Source organism: Myroides sp. A21 (assembly GCF_000807225.1).
In the GTDB taxonomy this organism is placed as follows: Bacteria; Bacteroidota; Bacteroidia; order Flavobacteriales; family Flavobacteriaceae; genus Flavobacterium; species Flavobacterium odoratimimum.
This window is the reverse complement of sequence record NZ_CP010327.1, coordinates 181883-202227: the sequence shown is the minus strand read 5'-3', so window position 1 is coordinate 202227 and position 20345 is coordinate 181883. Positions and strand designations below refer to the sequence as shown.

The window sequence follows — 20345 nt, the reverse complement described above, 5'->3', positions numbered from 1 at the left end:
AAATCATACCTATACCAGTCACTTGCCATTATAGTAATGGCAAGTGGCTTTTTTTTATTCTTTAAAGGGAATTTGCCTAAAAAGTTATTTAGTGAAGAAGCTCTTCCTACAAGTAATATTGTAGTGGATAGTCTGATGTTAGAAGCACTAGAAGGCATAGAAAAAGAGAAGCTAGTAACTAAAGATAGTCTAAAGACTGAAAAAACAGGAATAGATGATGAGAATGTAATCATCGTTCCAGAAGATGTATTTACTAGTGATGAAGAATCTAGTTCTTTTAAGGGAATGGCGTATCTGGAGAATTTCTTTGCTAAACTATATGCTTTAGAACAACAAAAAGGAGCACGTGTTCGTATAGCTTATTATGGAGACTCGATGACGGATGGAGACTTAATCGTACAAGATCTGCGTAAGAATTACCAGAGTAAATATGGAGGTATGGGAGTAGGTTATGTACCTATTATGTCGGAATCTGCACAGTCTAGATTATCTGTTATCCATAAATATTCGAATAACTTCAAGATGCAGTCTTACCTAAACGTCAAAAAACCTCAGAAGCCTTTTGGGGTATCAGGACAGGTGTATTTCGTGAAAGATACAGTTAAACCTACTTGGGTGAGTTACACAGCAGGTAAGATGCAAAATATGACAATGCTTTATAATCCAACACTTTATTATGGAAGTTCTAATAATAAAAGAGGGGAAGTAGCAGTTATTATAAATAAAGATACTATTGTCAAGAAATTAAGCATCAGTTCAGAATTAAATAAACTGAAGATAGCTGATGGTAATATTAAAGGTGTTAAACTACTATTTAAACATGCTGATTCTATTCCGATATATGGTGTAGATTTTAGTGCAGGTGGTGGAGTACAGGTGGATAATTTCTCTAGTAGAGGTAATTCAGGATTGCCACTATCGTTGTTTAAAGTGAGTTTAATGCAGAAGTATCAAAAGAATTTAGATTATAGTCTAATCGTACTACATTACGGAGCTAATGTTTTAAACTACGGATCTCTAGATTACTCATGGTATACAAGGAAGATGGGGAATATGGTGAAACATTTAAAACAATGTTTTCCTAATGCTAGTATTCTAGTAATATCTACTGCGGATAAATCATCTAAAGTAGAAGGTGTGATGAAGACAGATGCTGCTGTAGAACCACTGATGAAGGCACAGAGAAAATATGCTATGGAAGCTCATGCTGGATTCTTTAACCTATACGAGGCTATGGGAGGAAATGGTTCTATGGTCAAATGGGTAGAAGAGGTACCTGCAAAAGCGAATAAAGATTATACACACTTTAATCATAGAGGAGCTTCTGATATCTCAGGTAAGATCTTCGCTAGATTAGAAGAGGGGTATACAGATTATAAAAAGAAACACGCAGGACAAGTGCCTGTTAAGAAAGTAGATTCTCTTCAGCAACCAGATAAAGAAACTGTTGTAAGAGAAGATAGTTCTAAACAAAAAATAGAAAATGAAAAGGAATAAAATTGCTGTTTTTGTTGTAGGTATTTTATTTCATATTGGTTCTTTTGCTCAGGTTAATTCACTTCTTACTAATGAGTTTAGTGATGAAGAGGTAGAAAATGTGAATGAAGAAGGAATAGGAAATAAGATCTATTACGCAGAACAATTAAAAACTTTCTTTGAGAAAGTTCAGAAGATGACTCGTTCTAAGGAAGGGAAGATAAACATTGTTCATATAGGTGATTCTCATATTCAAGCTGATTTTTTTAGTGGAAGAATGAGAACTTTACTTCAAGATAGATTTGGAAATGGAGGATTGGGATTTGCCTTTCCTTATAAATTAGCTAAGACGAATGGTAACTCTCTTGTTAGGTATTCTTCTAATGCAGAATGGAGTAGTTACAGAAACATATTTCCAGTAAAAGATGCACAAGTAGGATTAAGTGGAATAGCGCTGTCTACAAATAATAGTAATGCTGTCATAGAGCTTAGTGTACGTGATGCTTCATATGGTTTTTCTCGCATGAAAGTTTTTACACCTTCTAATAAAAAGGAGTTTAATGTAGGAACGGCTAGTCAAAAAGTTTTCTTAGAATCAACTGCCCCTAAGAAGATTTCTCATCAGATTAAAAGAGGAGAGTCTCTAGGAGCTATCGCTAATAAGTATAATACTACTATTACTGAGATTAAGAAAGCGAATAATATGAAGACGAATACCATTCATGCGGGTAAGAGGCTTAGTATTCCTACTAAGCAGAGGGAATCTGTAGTGGTGTCTAATAATATGTTTAATGAGCTATCAGGGGAGAAGAATGACGTATTCTATACCTTTGAGTTAGGAGAAGAGCTAGACCGTATCTATTTCTACTCTAATCAACAGGCTGAAGCGTATGACCTAAATGGTGTAGTATTAGAGAATGATAAACCTGGAATACTATATCATACAATAGGTGTGAATGGGGCGAGGTTCTCTGATTATACTAAATACGATTTGTTCTTTAAGCAACTTAGAGGATTAGAGCCAGACTTAGTAATTGTATCTATGGGAACTAATGAGTCCTTTGATAGAATGAGTGGAAGAGATTTTCAAGAGCAAGTCAATATGTTCTTAGCTAAGGTAAAGAAAGTAGCACCTCATGCAAGTGTGTTATTGACTACACCTCCACCATCTTATTTCTCTAAAGATAAGCCTAATACTGTAGCAGCAGAATTATCTAATGAATTAATCATTAATGGAATAGATGGGAAGTATGCTATCTGGGATTTATATTATAATCTAGGAGCAACGCTAGGTTTGCCTAGTTTAAGAGAGAACGGAATGCTATCAAAAGATCTTGTGCACTATACTGTGAAAGGGTATGAATATACAGGAGATTTATTCTATGAGGCTCTTATCGATGCTTATAACCAATTTGTCAAACAAAATAGTGCTTTTTAATTAAATGAGTCTATTTAATATTGAAATACCAAGTATAACTATTGATCAAGTAATCAATTGGTTTACTTTTAATCCTAAAGAGCCTTTGTTGTTTAACTCAGGTTTGTTTTTAGGGATATTTATTGTGTTTTACCTCTTCTATATCTTGATGAGAAAAACCTTCCACATTCGTTTATTGTATGTGACCTTATTCTCTCTATTCTTTTATTATAAGTCTAGTGGAATGTATTTTATTATCTTGATAGGATCCTCTTTAATGGATTACTATTTTGCTAATATTATTAATCATACCTTGAATGCAGCGAAGAAGAAACTACTCTTAACGATTAGTATTGTTGTAAACTTAGGGTTACTAGGTTACTTTAAGTACACAAACTTCTTTTTAGATGGAGTTAATTTCTTTGCGAATACGAAGTTGCATTTAGATGATATTATACTACCTGTAGGGATCTCTTTCTTTACGTTCCAATCTATTAGTTATATTATAGAGATTTATAGAAAAGAGATAGAGCCAACGAAGAACTTTTTAGATTATTTATTCTTTATTTCGTTCTTTCCACAGTTGGTTGCGGGGCCTATCGTTCGTGCAAAAGACTTCTTGCCACAGATATATAAGAATATTTATGTGTCTAGAGATTATGTGAATGAAGGGTTGTTATTAATCATCGGAGGGTTATTGAAGAAAGCAGTTATTTCTGATTATATCTCTATTAACTTCGTAGATCGTGTATTTGATGCTCCGAATAGTTATACAGCATTTGAAAATCTAATGGCATCTTATGGGTACGCTATTCAGATTTATTGTGACTTCTCAGGATATTCAGACATGGCTATTGGTATAGCATTGTTGATGGGATATAGATTGCCAGTTAACTTTGATGTACCTTATCAGTCTATGTCTATTACAGAATTCTGGAGAAGATGGCATATATCGCTTTCTACTTGGTTAAAAGATTTCTTGTACATATCAGTAGGAGGAAATAGAAAAGGAAGTTTCGGAGGATATTTCTTTCCAGGATTATTCTTTGCAGGTATCTTAGGATGGGGGATTTACTATATGAATGAAAGTATTATTCCATTAATTCTAGCTGTAGCATCTATTGTTGTTTTCGGCCTAACCTTCTTGTTAGCAAAAGACAAAAAGAAAAATATGTATACTAACTTTAACCTATTAACGACTATGTTATTAGGAGGGTTATGGCATGGAGCTAGTTTGCGTTTTATTGTGTGGGGAGCCTTACACGGTATTGCTTTAGCGATACATAAGATTATCATGGAGCTGTTTCCTAGAGCAAAAGGAGTTAAACCTCACTTATTATGGAGAATTTTCTCTATATTCTTAACCTTTAACTTTGTAACGTTTTGTTGGATATTCTTTAGAGCGACCTCTTTTGATACCGCATTAAATGTTATCAATAATATTGCAAGTATAGAGTTTGATTGGGAAGCTTGGACTACTATTGCTATGGGGTATAAAAATGCGTTTATGTTGATCGGTATTGGATTCGTATGGCATTATATACCTAAGTCATGGATGGCAGTGCCTCATCAGATGTTTAATGTTGCGCCAATGTTTGTAAAGGCAGTAGTACTTGGCTTTGTGTTTTGGATTGTTTATGCAACTGCTACAGCAGGACCACAACCATTTATTTATTTCCAATTCTAAAAGTATTTGATTTAAGATAAAAAAAGCCCGATTCTAATGAGTCGGGCTTTTTTGTATTATTATTATAAAGATTATTTCTGTCTTAAATCAGCACTGTGTTTAGGAGACAATAGAGGTTCTGCGAATTCTATTACTTTTTCTTCTTCTAATGCTCCTAAGATAGCATATACATTTCGATAGTCGGTTTTGCTAGGAATGTTAATCACGAAGTATTGCTCACTACACACTTCTATTTCTGTACCTGCATAAAGGATTTCATTGTATAGATCTTCTCTGTTATATTTTTCTTTTTGAACGATAACTTGCACAGTAGAGTTCCCTGAAGCAGTATCTACATATCGATACGTAAGTGTGTTTTCTGTTTCGTCAAATTCTGCATAGATAATATCATCACATGAAAAATCAGGTCCATAAAAAGGAATATTATCAACTTGGTATAACCCTTTTTCTTTATCTATGGTCTTTCCCCAAAAAGTCTCGACCGTATTTTCTTCTAAGACATCACTATAATATCTAACTAAGATTTGTTGATATTGCTCTTCCATTGTGTATTAATATTTGTTCTATTTGTTTTAATCATTGAATAGATACATTATATGTTTCTATTCGATGTCAAAGATAATGCAAACTGTAAAATATAATACCAAAACAGTTGTTTTTGTGCTTAGTTTCGCAATTTAAGTTTGAGTAGTTTAGTATTAGTTGTGATATATAAGGTCTTAAAGTCATCTGAGAATACACAATTAGTAGCTAATTCTGAGAAGTGTACACGAGCGGTTAGTTCAAGGTCTTTATTGAATATCCATAAACCATTAGGCCCTGCAGTAAATATATTGCCAAACCGATCTACTTCAATGCCTCTAGGTTTATCTTCTATTTCACTGATGAATGGTGTGTAATCAAATACTTTAGGTGTGTCTGATTGTATTTTGCTTTTATTTAAGTTATACTGATATAGATAGTCTTTCTTTTGGTCTGAATAGGTGATATAGAGAAGTTTATTATCAATAGATAAAGTTATTCCTTGTGGTGTTAAATCACTTTGAAAGAGCAATTCTAGTTTGTTTTTGTTTGTTATTCTATATAAACCGTAAGTAGTAGTTTTTTTCTGTTTTGATTTACTTTCTGTAAGAATTGTATCCGTAAAATAGATATTACCAGAGTTATCTTCTGTAAAGTGAGAAGGATTGATTAATTTGATTTTTTGAGGGTTATTGATCCAAGAGGTGAAGTTAAACTTTGGTTCTCTAATAATGGCACTCATTTTAGCTATTTTATCTTCTCCATAAAGGAAAAGAGTAATCTCTCCTTGGTTATTAAAGTGTAAAGCACTTGAGTTTAGGTCTCCATTCTTTGTGTTTTGACCTATAAAATCGATGGCTTCTAAGTAAGTTCTAGGCTCGTTATAATGTTCTTTCCAATAGTGTATTTTCTTATTGGGGAAGTCTGTAAAGAGCAATAAGTTTTCTGCTTGAATCCACAAAGGTGAATCAGCATATTGAAAACCTTCAGCGATTACCTCTATGTATGCGTTGTCATCAAATACTAATTGCGCTATAGGATTGATGATTTCAATTTTGCCTATACGTTTACCACTTTTAGTATTAGTGTTATTATGTTTAAGATTCTTATTCATAATAAGTTAATTGATAATTATAGAGATAAATATAGTAAAAAATGTAATATAAGGTCTTGTGATAATAAATTTAAATACAGTCTTTTTGCTGTATAGATATTATATCTTTTTCAAAATATAGATAAATACAAATTCTAAAGTATTGTTATATGAATAAGTGATTTCGTTTTTTAAAGAATACTTTGTGATAATTATAGGATAAAATCTGTTACATTTACTTAGATATAACTACTAATAAGAAAAAGAAAAGATATGAACTTGTTTAAAAAATTAGCAGGAGAATTCATTGATATCATTGAGTTCTTAGACCCAACTCAGAATACTATAGTACACCGTTTTGAGCGTTATCAAAACGAGATAAAGAATAATGCAAAGTTAGTTGTTCGCGAAGGACAAATGGCTGTGTTTATCAACGAAGGACAATTAGCAGATGTTTTTAGTCCAGGTACACATACTTTAAATACGCAGAACTTACCAATATTAGCAACTTTAAAAGGTTGGAAATATGGCTTTAATAGCCCTTTTAAAGCAGAGGTATATTTCGTTAGTACAAAGACTTTTATTGATCAACGTTGGGGAACTAAGAATCCAATTATTCTAAATGACAATCGTTTTGGAATGATAGAGGTGCGTTCTTTTGGTACGTATACATTTAAAATTGCAGATCCAGGTAAGTTTATTAAAGAGATCGTAGGTACGTCAGGTACATTTACTACAGATCAAATTAATGATCAGCTGAGAAGTGCTATTGTTACTCGTTTTACGGATTCTATTGGTGAAGCTAATTTGCCTATCGAGACGTATGCTGCAAACTTAAATGAGTTGTCTACTGCGATTTTCGCGTATATGAAAGACGATTTCGAAGTTTATGGTATGGATGTTACGAAGTTCTTAATCGAGAATGTATCTATGCCTGAAGATATCAAGAAAGAGATCTTTGAGTTGAGCAGATTAAATCATGTTGATTTAAATAAATTAATGCAGATGAAGGCTGCTAAAGCTATGGAAGCAGCAGCTAATAACCCATCAGGTGTTGCTGGAGCAGGAGTAGGTATGGGAGCAGGATTCGCTATGGCGAATCAGTTTGGACAAGCAATGGCGCAAGGACAAACTACTACACAGCAACAACAACCTGCGGCAAATACTCCTCCACCTATCCCAGGTGCTGTAGTAGTAAGTTATTTTGTAGCAGTAAACGGGCAACAAGCAGGTCCTTTTGATTTAGAAGGATTAAAACAGATGACAACGAATGGACAGTTACAAAGAGATACCTTAGTTTGGAAAAATGGAATGGCGAATTGGGAAAAAGCAGGTGAACAAGGTGATTTGACCCCTTTATGGGCACAAACACCTCCACCATTACCAAATATGTAATACGATAAACAAAGGTGCTTCAGAGGCTTTAAATCTTCTTCAGCACCTTTTTTGTACAGGATTAGAATAAAGAGAAAGTTAATAGCTATTTAATTAGAATAAGAAGTGTCGTCAGGAGAAGAGATAAAATTAAATACATCAGAAGCTACACCATGTAGCTCATGTGGTGGGCTAATGACCTATAAGCCAAGTGCTCAAGCATTAGTATGTGAGTATTGTGGTACTGTAAAGGAAATAGAGCAGGGGACAAAAGATTTGAATGAGCATGATTTCGCCAGTTTTATGGAGAGTTATGAAAAAGAGAGCTTTAGTACCACTAAGGTTGTAGAATGCAGTAGTTGTCATGCTACTTCTACCGTAGATGAGAACCTGAAGTCGATGGCATGTCCTTATTGTGCTAATCCATTAGTAGAACAAGATATACACGAAGAAAGATATATTAAGCCAGAGTATGTATCTCCTTTTGCTGTGGATAGGAATCAAGTATCAGGTATATTACAGAGGTGGATAAAAGATTTATGGTTTGCACCTAATAAAATACAGAGAGGAATATTCTCAGCAGATAATTTAAGAGGAGTATATGTACCTTTTTGGACCTACGATATGCAAACTCATACTGATTATAGAGGGGAGCGTGGAGATGCCTATTATGTGACAGTAGGTAGTGGCGAGAATAAAAAAAAGGTACGTAGAGTTTCTTGGTCAAGAGTAAGTGGTAGAGTGTCTAATTTCTATGATGATATCTTAGTGACAGGAAGTAAAACACTCAAAATGGATTTGCTTAATTCTATCTCTACAGGTTGGGATCCTAAAGGTGTACAAAAGATAAAACCAGATTATTTAAGTGGGTTTATTACAGAGAAATACCAAGTAGATTTAAAAGAAGGATATGATAAGGCCAGAGATATCGTCTATCAATATGAAAGAGAAAGTGTAAGAAGAAATATAGGGGGAGATGAACAGCGTATACATAATATGAATACAGATCTGTCCTATATTACTTTTAAGCATATCCTTTTGCCTTTATATGTAAGTTCTTTTTCTTATGGTAATAAGCAGTATACTTTCTATGTCAATGGAGTAACAGGTAGAATTACAGGCGAACGACCATACAGTACTTGGAAGATTGCTTTTGCAGTTTTATTAGGATTGATTGTATTATGTTTCTTAGTGTACTTGTTTAAAGATGCATAGGTATGAAAGTAAAAAAGGTAGTAATAGGATTATTAATAGTTTTTGTAGCTGTGATTTTGGGATGGATTGGTTACCTTTCTTACCTTGAGCGCTCAAAACAACCCTCTCAACTTTCAGGAAAAGAAGAAACCATCGAAGTGATGTATGTGAATTGGGCTTGTGATTGTGCAGATTTTATTGATGCCTCTTTTCTTGTAGAAGGGTATGAGATAGATGAAAAAGATTGTATTTTTATAGAACCAAGTACTGAAAACTTGGCAATTGATAGTGATACTTTATACCACAAACAGTTTGATTATTTTATTAAACTAAAAGGGCATTACTATATTGATAAGGGGGTGCCTACTTCTTATGAACGCAAGGTAGCAAATCCCATTATGTCACCTGATAAAGCTAAAGTATTTAGATATAGTTCATATGAATTTGTAAAGAAGAAATAAAATAACAAAGCCTCCTAATGGGAGGCTTTGTTATCTTTTAAAAGTATATTTTATGGTTTGTGTGCCTTTAGGGTAATCTAAACTAAGAGTTATTTCTTCTTTATTTACTTTTTCTACTAAATGCATTTTATAATGGTAGAAATTTGAAATTTCTATTTTTTTAAATGTACTTGTAGATTGTGAAGGAACCATGACAAGTAAATCTCGTTCAACTACTTTGTAACTTAGTTTGTCTGTTGTTTCATTACAATTTCCTGCTTGATTTGTAGAAGATATTTTTCGATTAACTTCTTCTTTGTTAAAAGTCCATTTTTCAGTTGAACATTTTTTTTTCTTTGTGTAATCAATACTTAGAATAACTTTTCCTTTATTATCAAGAAATTCCTTTTTTTCGATTGTCCATTCTTTTATAATTTCCTCTTTAAAATTAGCTACTTCGTAAGGGACATTATCATCGCTAGAACATGCTGTAAAATTATAACTTGTAATAGCTATAATTATAAGTACTACAATTTTTTTCATAATAGTTTCTTTAGTTGGTTAAGAGACTAAAGGTATAGTAAAGCATATTTTTTTAAATATACAATTCAAATTGTTTAACTCAAATTATGTATTAAATCAAAGAGTGTAATGTTTTTTAAATTTATTATATACTAAAGAAGGGCTGTCTATTTAAGACAGCCCTTCTTGTTATTTATAAGCCATTTGATTATTTAGCGTTGTTTTCTTCAATCCACTTGCGTGCATTAACGAATGCTTCCATCCAAGGAGAAACTTCATCTTTTCTTCCTTCTGGATAGTTAGCCCAGTGCCATTGGAATAATGAACGCTCGATATGAGGCATCATTACTAAATGGCGTCCTGTAGTATCACACATCATCGCTGTGTTAAAGTCAGAACCATTAGGGTTAGCAGGGTAAGCATCATAAGCGTACTTCGCTACGATATTGTATTGATCTTCTGTCTCAGGTAAGTTGAATTTACCTTCACCGTGAGAGATCCACACTCCTAATGTACTTCCAGCTAAAGTAGAAAGCATGATAGAGTTGTTTTCTTGGATTGTTACAGATGTAAAGTTACTCTCGTGTTTTTGAGAGTCATTGTGTTGCATCTTACCATGTACTTTGTGTTCAGGGTTGATTAACTCTAACTCCATAAACAGCTGACATCCATTACAGATACCTACAGATAAAGTGTCTTGACGAGCAAAGAAATTTTTCAGTGCTGTATTCGCTTTCTCGTTGTACATAAATGCACCAGCCCATCCTTTAGCGGATCCTAATACGTCAGAGTTAGAGAATCCACCTACAGCTCCGATAAATTGGATGTCTTCTAATGTTTCTCTACCAGAGATAAGGTCAGTCATGTGAACGTCTTTTACATCAAAACCAGCTAAGAACATAGCATTAGCAACCTCTCTTTCAGAGTTACTACCTTTCTCACGGATAATAGCTGCTTTAGGTCTTGGTTTAGAAGCGTCAACTACAGGTTTTTTACCATCAAACTGAGCAGGGAAGCTGAAGTTTAAAGGCTGTACTTTATAGTTGTTATAACGATCTGTTGCTTTGTTGTTTTTCGTTTGTTTTTGGTCTAATAAGTAAGACGTTTTAGCCCAAGTATCTCTGATAGCAGGCACGCTAAATGTAAAGTGATCTGCACCATTAGTGAATGATACTTGTTCATCTGTAGTTACAGTACCTATCTTAGTAGCGATAACGCCTTTAGCAGCTAAAGCTTGTTCTAAAGTAGCATCGTCTTTTGCTTGAACGATAAGTGCGATGTTCTCGTTGAATAATGTTTTTACAGTATCCTTTTCGTTAAGAGCAGTTAAGTCATACTTAGCTCCTAAGTTTACATCTGCAAACGTCATTTCTAAAAGAGAAGTAACTAAACCTCCACTTCCGATATCGTGTCCAGCAGCGATTTGCTCATTAGCTACTAATTCTTGAATAGCATTAAATGCATTCTTAAAGTAAGTAGCATCAGTGATAGTAGGAACTTCTTGACCTATTTTGTTTAATACTTGTGCGAAAGAAGAACCTCCTAATTTGAAGCTATCTTTAGACAAGTTGATATAGTAAATAGAACCAGCATTTTTCTTTAAAGTAGGTTCTACTATTTTCGTAATATCAGTACAGTTAGCCGCTGCAGAGATAATAACCGTACCAGGTGCGATTACTTCATCATTAGGGTACTTCTGCTTCATCGATAAAGAATCTTTTCCTGTAGGGATATTGATTCCTAATTCGATAGCGAAGTCTGAACAAGCTTTTACGGCTTTGTATAGACGAGCATCTTCTCCAGTATTGTTACATGCCCACATCCAGTTAGCAGATAAAGAAACGTTCTTGATACCTTCTTTTAGCGGAGCCCAAACGATATTAGATAAAGCCTCTGCGATAGCGTTTCTACTACCTGCAGCAGGATCTATGATTGCTACGATAGGAGCGTGTCCTACAGTAGTAGCGATACCTTCTTTACCTTTATAATCAAGTGCCATAGCACCTAAGTTGTTTAATGGCAATTGTAATGGGCCAGTACATTGTTGTTTAGCCACACGACCACCAACACAACGGTCTACTTTATTTGTTAACCAATCTTTAGAAGCTACAGCCTCTAATTGTAATAATTGGTTTAAGTATTCTTCTACTTTGTTTACAGAGTAATCTAAATCAGCATATATACGGTTGATAGTTTTATCATCCATGATTGTTTTAGGAGAACTACCGAACATATCTTCGATAGCGAAGTCCATAGGTTTATCACCTTTAGTTTTAGACTCTATCGTAAAGCGGTGATCATTTGTAATCTCACCTACAGTGTACATCGGAGCACGTTCTCTCTCAGCAATCTTCGCTAAAGTATCGATGTCTTTTTGCCCAATAACTAATCCCATTCTTTCTTGAGACTCATTACCAATAATTTCTTTAGCAGATAGAGTAGGGTCACCTACTGGTAAAGCATCTAAGTTGATGTTTCCACCTGTTTCTTCTACTAACTCAGAAAGACAGTTTAAGTGTCCACCCGCACCGTGATCGTGAATAGATACGATAGGGTTGTGTTCAGCTTCTACCATCGCACGGATAGCATTAGCAGCACGTTTTTGCATCTCAGGGTTAGAACGTTGGATAGCATTTAACTCAATACCTGAACCAAAAGCACCTGTATTAGCAGAAGATACTGCTGCACCTCCCATACCGATTCTGTAGTTCTCACCACCTAAGATTACCACTTGGTCACCTTCAGATGGCTTGTGTTTTAATGCTTGGTCAAGTTTACCATATCCAATACCTCCAGCTTGCATAATCACCTTGTCAAATCCAAGTTTACGAGCGTCTTCTTCATGTTCGAATGTAAGGATAGAACCTGTGATTAATGGTTGTCCAAATTTGTTACCAAAGTCAGAAGCACCATTAGAAGCTTTGATTAAGATATCGATAGGAGTTTGGTATAACCACGCTCTTTCGTCCATCGCTTGTTCCCAAGGGCGGTTTTCTTCTAAGCGAGAGTATGATGTCATATAGATAGCAGTACCTGCTAATGGCAATGAACCTTGTCCACCAGCTAAACGGTCGCGAATCTCTCCTCCTGATCCAGTAGCAGCACCGTTAAAAGGCTCTACTGTAGTAGGGAAGTTATGCGTTTCTGCTTTTAATGAGATCACAGAGTCAAACTCAGTCTCTGCGTAGAAGTCAGGCTTGTCTGCTGATTTAGGAGCAAACTGGGTTACCTTAGGACCTTTTACGAAAGCAACGTTATCTTTATAAGCCGAAACAATATCATTAGGATTTGTCTCAGATGTTTTTCTAATTAATTTGAATAGGGAAGTAGGTTGTTCTTCTCCATCAATGATGAATGTACCATTAAATATCTTGTGACGACAGTGCTCAGAGTTAACTTGAGAGAATCCGAATACTTCAGAGTCAGTTAACTTACGTCCAAGTTTAGTAGATAATTCATTTAGGTAAGTAATTTCTTCTTCATTTAAAGCTAAACCTTCTTGTGCATTGTATTTAGCGATGTCTTCAATGTAGTTAATTGCTTCAGGAGCAATGTTGATGGTAAAGATGTCTTGGTGAAGTGCATCAAACTCTTGTAGTAACATAGGGTCAAATGCGTCACTGTCTTCAGCTTTTACAAACTCTTCAATACGGATAATTCCATTGATCCCCATATTTTGAGTAATCTCTACTGCATTCGTACTCCATGGAGTAACCATCGTAGCGCGTGGACCGACAAATTTAGCATTGATTGTTTTCTCGTTAATGTGCTTGGCATTGCCAAATAACCAATTTAACTTTTGGATATCTTCATTAGATAAGTTGTTCTCCACTTGTACAGTGTAGAACTTTCTCGAAGGGTTTTCGAAGAAATGAATCATTACGTTAAGAATATTTAGTTGTTGTTGTAATGCACAAAAATAGACTAAAAAAACAAGATTTTAAAACTTAATATTTTACTCTTAATTTTTAATTCAATAAACTCATTTTAACAAAGAAAGATTATAGACAACTCTATAATCTTTCTTTGTTATGATTTGATATCATTTCTTAACATCCATAGTTTTACATATCTAAGGAAGGTTGCGTAACTGTTTAAAACAGATAATATTAATCCTGGTACACCATCTCTAAATCCTTGTTGAATAAAATAGTGTTTTAAGAATCTAAACGCTGGTTTAAGAATAAAATGATATAGAGTTAATTTACCTGTTCGTTTATTATAATCCTCTGCTTGTAGAGTTGCATATTGATTAAGTTTTTGAATATGAATGTCAAATCCTCTATATGTATTATGATATAGTTTATTTTTTAAAAAGCCTATAGTGCCATCTACGACTAAGTTCTCATGAACATAGTTTTTATATGAACATTTGTGCTTATTAAATAGACGGATAACTTTGTCTTTCTGATATCCAGAATAATGTATAAGTTGATTAAAGAAGTAGTTCGATCTATATACCCAATAAGCTTCGTGATTATTTATGTTATCGTTATTTATTAGGACTTGTATCTCTTGTTTAAGGTCTTCTGTTAATTGTTCATCTGCATCTAATAATAATATCCAATCATTTTTAGCATGAGGTATAGCATAATTCTTTTGATTCGAGAAGTTGTCAAATTTGCGTTGTATAACTTTTGCCCCTAAGCCTTCAGCAATGCTTACAGTATTATCTTGACTATAAGAATCTATAACTATAATTTCACTTACAATGTCTTTAGCAGATAAAATACACTGTTTAATCTTGTCTTCTTCATTTTTAGTCGGGATTAAAAGAGTCAATTTATTGATCATTGTAATAATTTAAATGATGAATGTATTTAGTAATAGTAACAGAATAAAAGCTGCTTTATTGCTTATGCAAGTTAATTAATTTAGTATATTTCATAAAAGAAAAGAAAGATTGAATTAGAGCAAATGCAAGACCATCTATTCCATTAAAAATTCCTTTTTTAAAGAAATAACATCTAATGAAGGCTACAATACCGTTTAAAATAGGTTTAAACGAAGAAACTTTTTTGCCTTCATCAAAAAGTTGTTGAGCAGCCCAAGTAGAGTATTGATTTTTTTTGTCTATAACTTGTTTATAAGAGCTCCATCCATAGTGTAAAATATGGACGTTGATGCTCTTTTCATTTGTTGCTATAATATGTTGGTGAGCCATATGATCTGAAGGATAGGCTGTTTTTTTATTAAAAAAGCGAATCTTTGAATCAGGATACCACCCAGAGAAGTTAATTAACTTATTTCCTAAAAAGTTTTTGACTCTGAATTTATAAGCATCATAAGTATTATTCTCATAAGATTTTTTCGAAATGAAAGTTAATGCATCTTGATCCAAAAATTCATCAGCATCTAAGTTCATAATCCAATCGTTTTTACAATATTGTAATCCATAAGTTCGTTGGGGACCGTCGCCTAGGTATGCTTTAGAATAAACTTTAGCTCCTTTATTTTTAGCTATTTCCACTGTTTTATCTGTACTATTTGAATCTATAATGATTACTTCTTCACAATATTGAAATAATGAATCTAAACATTTTCCAATGTTTTTTTCTTCGTTAAATGTTATTACAAGTCCACTAATTGCCATGATTTATTTGTTCTCTAAAGATAATTGTTAAATGTAAGGTTATTATAATATTATTTCACAGTCAATTGATTGTTTTTGACTCTAGAATTAAAGGACTGTATATAGGCTTTGATGAATTTTTCCATCTCTTCTCTTTTTACTGTCTCTGTATTCATCAGGTTTTGCTTTAGTAGAGGGTCTTTTTTCCAGTTGTATAGACCTAAGGTTTTCTTCCCGTCAAAAGCTAAGTAATAATCTCCTTTTTCATAGTTATAGATATTATCTAAGTAGTTTACTACAAAGTCTTGATCAGATTTATAAGATTTACCATAAGTAATAATCTTAGTATTAATCTGTAGATAGTCCAGTAAACTTGGTAGGATATCGATCTGTTGGAAGTTCTTCTCTACTTTTTCAGTTGTTATACTTGGGTCATTAGGAGCAAAGAACAAGATAGGAATACGGAATTTACCTACATTCGTTTTCCATTCATCTTCTATTGGTTCTGCACAGGTATGGTCTGCAGTAATAATAAAAATAGTATTGTTATACCACTCTTTATTTTTTGCAGTTTCGAAGAACTTTTTAAGAGAATAATCAGCATAGGCGATTGATTCGTGGATGTCTGCTTCTCCTTTAGGGAATTTACCTTTATACTTCTCAGGGATAGTATATGGGTTATGTGACGAAATTGTGAATAGAGTAGTAAAAAAAGGTTTCTTGAATCGGTCTAATTGTTTGATATAGAACTGTAAGAATTCTTCATCAAATACTCCCCAAGTTCCATCAAATGCATCAGGACCTTCATACTCATTCTTTCCATAATATTCATCAAAACCTGCTACGTTAGCGTATTGATCGAAGTTTTGACTACCGTTGAACGCACCATGGAAGAACGCAGTGTGATATCCATTTTCTTTTAATATTTTAGGTAGTGTATATACGTCGTTTAATGCATAGCTAGACGAAATAAACGTTCTATTCATTAAGCTAGGAATACTAGAGATAGACGATGGTACAGCATCGATAGATACTTTACCATTAGCGAATGCATTTTCGAAGAAATGACTATTCTGCGCTAGCGAATCCATAAATGGAGTCAATCCTCTATGCATCGTTTCTCTACCGAAACTTTCAACGATTAACAAGACGACATTCTTTTTATTAATACTGTCATATTTGAACTCTTGTACAGGATTAAATACCTGGTCTAGTTCAGCTTCAGTATAGAAGTTTACCTCTTCTAAGTTTTCGTTTCTTCCCATTGTTTTTAATACAGAGAATGGAGTGTTTAAGACTAGAGCTGTATTTTTTAATCCTCCATATTGAGATGCATCTACTAGACGAATAGGTTTGCGTTGTAATCCCCCACGACCTAATACTAGCATGATTCCTATTACTAATACCATCACGACAGTATCTTTAATATTGAATTTACTGCTTTTGATTTTGTAATCTATCTTTCTGTATATCAACCAGAATATTACGAAGGATAAGAACATATAGACTGGTATCCACCAGTAGTCTACAATGAAATTCTTTAATAATCCTGGTAATTCTTGTTCCATACCAGAGGCAGTGATAAAGGCATAAGAACTACGTCTACTGATAAATCTAAAGTATTCGTAGTCTACAAAGTTTAGACATAGTATGAATATATTCACTAAGTAGAAACTGTAAAATAAGAACTGTTGATATCCTTTGTTATTTTGAAATTTACCAGGGAATAAGTGTAATAAGGCGAATGCCATATTAAGAAATCCTAGTGCCGCTAAGTCAAATCGAACACCTCCAAGGAATACCTTTAAATCCCAAGGATCTAATAAGTGTGAATTGTAAAAATAGAAACCTACTCTACATATTTGATAAAAGAAGAAGATTAAAAGAAATCTTTTAAAGAATAGGATACAATTTTGAGAAAATAATTTACTCATAATCAATAATAAAAACTTTTTTTAATAAATAAAAACAGAGCACAAAAGTACTCTGTTTTATGATAGTAATGGTATATTTAGTATTTATACAGCTACATTATATTCTCTTAAAGCATCGTTTAGAGATGTTTTAAGATCTGTAGATGGTTTTCTCTGTCCGATGATTAATGCACAAGGCACTTGGAACTCACCAGCAGGGAATTGTTTTGTATACGAACCAGGTATCACTACAGAGCGCTCTGGCACATATCCTTTTATTTCTTTAGGAGTATCTCCTGTTACATCTATAATTTTAGTAGATGCTGTTAGTACCACATTAGCACCTAATACAGCCTCTTTACCTACACGAACACCTTCTACTACGATACAACGCGATCCGATGAATGCATTGTCTTCAATAATAACAGGCGCAGCCTGTAGAGGTTCTAGTACTCCTCCGATACCTACACCACCTGATAAGTGAACATGTTTACCTATCTGAGCACAAGATCCAACAGTAGCCCATGTATCTACCATCGTTCCTTCATCTACATAAGCACCTATATTCACATAAGAAGGCATAAGGATAACACCTGATGAGATATAAGCTCCATGACGAGCCACAGCATTAGGTACTACTCTGATTCCCTTTGCAGCATAATTCTTCTTTAGAGGCATTTTATCGTGGTATTCGAAGATACCAGCTTCTAAAGTTTCCATCTTTTGAATAGGGAAGTATAGCACTACTGCCTTCTTTACCCATTCATTGATTTGCCATTCTGTTCCCTTAGGTTCAGCTACACGCAATTTACCACTGTCAATCAGCTCTATAACTTCACGAATAGTATTTTGAGTGTTTTGATCTTGTAATAGTGAGCGGTCGTCCCACGCCTTTTCGATTACTTCTTGTAAGTGCGTCATCTGTATTAGATTGAGGTTTGTTAATATATAATTATTGAATGGCTTTGATTACCGCCATTAAGTCTTGTTCGGCTAATCCTTGTTCACTTGCTTTTGCATACGCTTGTTCAGCAGCTTGTGTCAGTGCAGTATTCCATCCTGCATCTTGTGCTAGGCGAATGTCCTTTAGCATAAATTTTAGTGGAAATGCAGCAGGATAGTTATCTTCTAGTATAGCAGGGGTCTTTATCTTACTCATACCAGAGCCACATGCACTATCATTTACGATAGCAGTCATCATCTCTCTATTTATTCCATTCTGTTCTGCGTATAGTACAGTCTCTGCTAGCCCTTGTACTACTACAGACATATAGTAGTTAATTGCTAATTTAGCTTTGCTACCACTACCTGCCGTTCCTAAGTAATAATGGCTTTTACCCATTACTTCAAAAAGAGGTTCGCAAGTCAAATGATCTTCTAGATCACCACCCACTAAGAATAAGAGTGTACCATCTATCGCAGGTTTTACACTTCCTGATACAGGAGCATCTAGATAGAAAGCCTCTTTCTCTTGTACTTGTTGGTATAGTTTTTCAGCTAATGTAGGCGATATTGTACTACTGTTAACGAATGTTTTTCCCTTTAGATCCGTAGTGAGAATTTGCTCAAAAGTACTTACTACTATTTTATCATCAGGCAGTGTTAGAAAGATAATATCTGTCTTAGCGATAAAGTCTGTAAGATCTTCTATAGGAGTAGCTCCTTCAGCGATAAGTGGAGAAGTCTTAGAGTTATCTCTTCTATAGAAGTTTAGTTTATAACCTGCCTTTAAAAGATTGTGCGCCATAGGGGTTCCCATATTTCCTAATCCTATCCATCCTATTGTTTTCATATCTTTTATTTTTTGTGTTGAGGTTATTTTAATGATAAAGCAAATATAACGATATTTTTTTTTGAGAGTCGTTTCTCATGCTATGGAGTTACAGATTTTATACGAATAAATGTAGTGAGGCAATGAGGTACAAGAAGTATCAAAAAACGAAATTATTCTAAATAACTTTCTATTTTTGCCTATCAGCTAGACTAGAAATGAAGAATATTAAATGGGAAACCTTAGATCGCTTAAAGAATAGTTTCAAAGAATTAGAGACTCAAGAGCACTATATCTATATGCCATTTATTAATCTAGCATATTATCCGGCAGAGCCATATCGGTCTAATTATTATGGAATAGGGCTCTTAGAAGAAGGAGAGATTACCTTCTATATCGATCTTACAGAGTATACTATCAAGGGGCCTGCTATCATTTTTGCAGATACTACATCGATTAAAAGATGGGATAAGACACGTCGTACCTATGAGATGACGACTATCTTATTCTCAGAAGATTTCTTACAAGATAAGTTAGTAGAGAATAATGTACTCGCTTCTTTTTCGGATTTATCTAGTCTAGGAGGTTGTGTCACACAGTTAGATTCTAAGGAGTTTGAGAGTTTTAAAACCATGTTTAAGGTCATAGATCTCTATCATAATTCAACCAACTCTTTTCATACAGAGGTCATCAGAGGAGTAATCTACAGTATGATTAACGAAGTAGCGTATCTGTATGAGAAATATGGTAATGTGACCAAAAGTTTACATAAACTAGCTCTCAAGTTTAGAGAAGCGGTAGGTAAGCACTGTAAAGAACACAGAAGTGTACAGTACTACGCTGACTATCTTCATGTACATCCTAAATATCTAAGTCAAGTAATCTCATCAGAAACGGGACTGACTGCTAGTGAGTGGATCCAAAATCAAGTCGTCTTAGAAGCTAAAATCTTACTACAAGACCAAAACCTCTCTATAGGTATCATCGCAGAGATACTTCACTTTAGCGACCAGAGTACCTTTGGCAAATACTTTAAAAAGTATAGCAGTATTAGTCCTAGTACTTATCGTCACAGTCTATAAGAGGAATTACTTATCAGAGTGCTATCACCTTTTTATCGATAATAGTATTGCTTTTTTATAGTGTATCCCATTTTTGTTATAGGAGATAAGAAGGTGTTGCCAATCAATAAAAGTCTATTCCTTGCCTGTATCTAGTTCTCTATTTTATTAGTCTATTTATTGAATGTTGTGAATGATCATTAAGTGATTTATCATTTAGTACTGTGTTTTTCTCCAAACGAAATGATTGGAAAATAATGGGAGAATAAAAGAAGCATCCCTCGACAAAGACCATCTTAGCTC

At 34.0% G+C, this 20345-nt stretch carries 16 protein-coding genes; 7 read left to right on the top strand and 9 right to left on the bottom strand.

What is annotated here, in order from left to right; translation table 11 throughout:
• The first annotated feature begins 36 nt into the window (after nucleotides 1–36).
• From MYRA21_RS00945 to MYRA21_RS00935, 3 genes are read left to right on the top strand one after another with little or no spacing between them, the layout of a single operon-like run.
• Nucleotides 37–1497, top strand: coding sequence for a membrane protein (locus MYRA21_RS00945; protein ID WP_039328320.1), 1461 nt, complete (start codon nucleotides 37–39; stop codon nucleotides 1495–1497).
• Nucleotides 1484–2914, top strand: a complete 1431-nt coding sequence (locus MYRA21_RS00940) for a LysM peptidoglycan-binding domain-containing protein (protein WP_039328318.1) — start codon at nucleotides 1484–1486, stop codon at nucleotides 2912–2914. Before MYRA21_RS00945 ends, MYRA21_RS00940 begins: the two co-directional genes overlap by 14 nt.
• A 4-nt stretch (nucleotides 2915–2918) precedes the next feature.
• Complete coding sequence (locus MYRA21_RS00935) at nucleotides 2919–4580, top strand: MBOAT family protein (protein WP_006261788.1); 1662 nt, start codon at nucleotides 2919–2921, stop codon at nucleotides 4578–4580.
• 71 nt (nucleotides 4581–4651) lie between these two features.
• Here the strand turns inward: MYRA21_RS00935 and MYRA21_RS00930 are convergent, their stop codons facing one another.
• The gene (locus MYRA21_RS00930; RefSeq protein ID WP_006258657.1) at nucleotides 4652–5125 is read right to left on the bottom strand and encodes a DUF4265 domain-containing protein; all 474 of its coding nucleotides are present in this window, start codon (nucleotides 5123–5125) and stop codon (nucleotides 4652–4654) included.
• 119 nt (nucleotides 5126–5244) lie between these two features.
• Nucleotides 5245–6216 (bottom strand): SMP-30/gluconolactonase/LRE family protein, encoded by a 972-nt coding sequence (locus MYRA21_RS00925; RefSeq protein WP_006265888.1) that lies wholly within the window; start codon nucleotides 6214–6216, stop codon nucleotides 5245–5247.
• Nucleotides 6217–6468: 252 nt separating this feature from the next.
• Here MYRA21_RS00925 and MYRA21_RS00920 point away from each other — a divergent pair, with 252 nt between their 5' ends.
• The 3 genes from MYRA21_RS00920 (at nucleotide 6469) to MYRA21_RS00910 (ending at nucleotide 9224) form a co-directional block, all read left to right on the top strand.
• On the top strand, nucleotides 6469–7590 hold the full coding sequence (locus MYRA21_RS00920; RefSeq protein ID WP_006265887.1) for an SPFH domain-containing protein: 1122 nt from the start codon (nucleotides 6469–6471) through the stop codon (nucleotides 7588–7590).
• 105 nt (nucleotides 7591–7695) lie between these two features.
• A complete protein-coding gene (locus MYRA21_RS00915) occupies nucleotides 7696–8784 on the top strand; it encodes a hypothetical protein (protein WP_039328316.1) in 1089 nt (362 codons plus the stop codon).
• A gap of 2 nt (nucleotides 8785–8786) precedes the next feature.
• Entirely contained in the window at nucleotides 8787–9224 is a 438-nt protein-coding gene (locus tag MYRA21_RS00910; protein WP_016648893.1) for a hypothetical protein, read from the top strand.
• A 30-nt stretch (nucleotides 9225–9254) separates the two neighbouring features.
• On the opposite strand, the gene MYRA21_RS00905 is transcribed toward MYRA21_RS00910, so the two are convergent.
• The 7 genes from MYRA21_RS00905 to MYRA21_RS00875 form a co-directional block, all read right to left on the bottom strand.
• Nucleotides 9255–9746, bottom strand: coding sequence for a hypothetical protein (locus tag MYRA21_RS00905; RefSeq protein WP_006258652.1), 492 nt, complete (start codon nucleotides 9744–9746; stop codon nucleotides 9255–9257).
• Nucleotides 9747–9933: 187 nt separating this feature from the next.
• The gene (purL, locus tag MYRA21_RS00900) at nucleotides 9934–13605 is read right to left on the bottom strand and encodes a phosphoribosylformylglycinamidine synthase (protein ID WP_039328313.1); all 3672 of its coding nucleotides are present in this window, start codon (nucleotides 13603–13605) and stop codon (nucleotides 9934–9936) included.
• A gap of 149 nt (nucleotides 13606–13754) precedes the next feature.
• On the bottom strand, nucleotides 13755–14519 hold the full coding sequence (locus MYRA21_RS00895) for a glycosyltransferase family 2 protein (protein WP_006258650.1): 765 nt from the start codon (nucleotides 14517–14519) through the stop codon (nucleotides 13755–13757).
• Between the two features lie 55 nt (nucleotides 14520–14574).
• A complete protein-coding gene (locus tag MYRA21_RS00890) occupies nucleotides 14575–15318 on the bottom strand; it encodes a glycosyltransferase family 2 protein (protein WP_039328312.1) in 744 nt (247 codons plus the stop codon).
• Between the two features lie 50 nt (nucleotides 15319–15368).
• Nucleotides 15369–17237, bottom strand: coding sequence for an LTA synthase family protein (locus tag MYRA21_RS00885; protein ID WP_082013828.1), 1869 nt, complete (start codon nucleotides 17235–17237; stop codon nucleotides 15369–15371).
• A gap of 78 nt (nucleotides 17238–17315) precedes the next feature.
• Nucleotides 17316–18131, bottom strand: coding sequence for a 2,3,4,5-tetrahydropyridine-2,6-dicarboxylate N-succinyltransferase (locus tag MYRA21_RS00880; protein ID WP_006264316.1), 816 nt, complete (start codon nucleotides 18129–18131; stop codon nucleotides 17316–17318).
• A 31-nt stretch (nucleotides 18132–18162) separates the two neighbouring features.
• A complete protein-coding gene (locus tag MYRA21_RS00875; protein WP_039328305.1) occupies nucleotides 18163–19002 on the bottom strand; it encodes an NAD(P)-dependent oxidoreductase in 840 nt (279 codons plus the stop codon).
• A gap of 197 nt (nucleotides 19003–19199) precedes the next feature.
• Between MYRA21_RS00875 and MYRA21_RS00870 the strand changes: the two genes are divergently transcribed.
• Entirely contained in the window at nucleotides 19200–20063 is an 864-nt protein-coding gene (locus tag MYRA21_RS00870) for an AraC family transcriptional regulator (RefSeq protein ID WP_039328302.1), read from the top strand.
• Nucleotides 20064–20345: the final 282 nt, after the last annotated feature.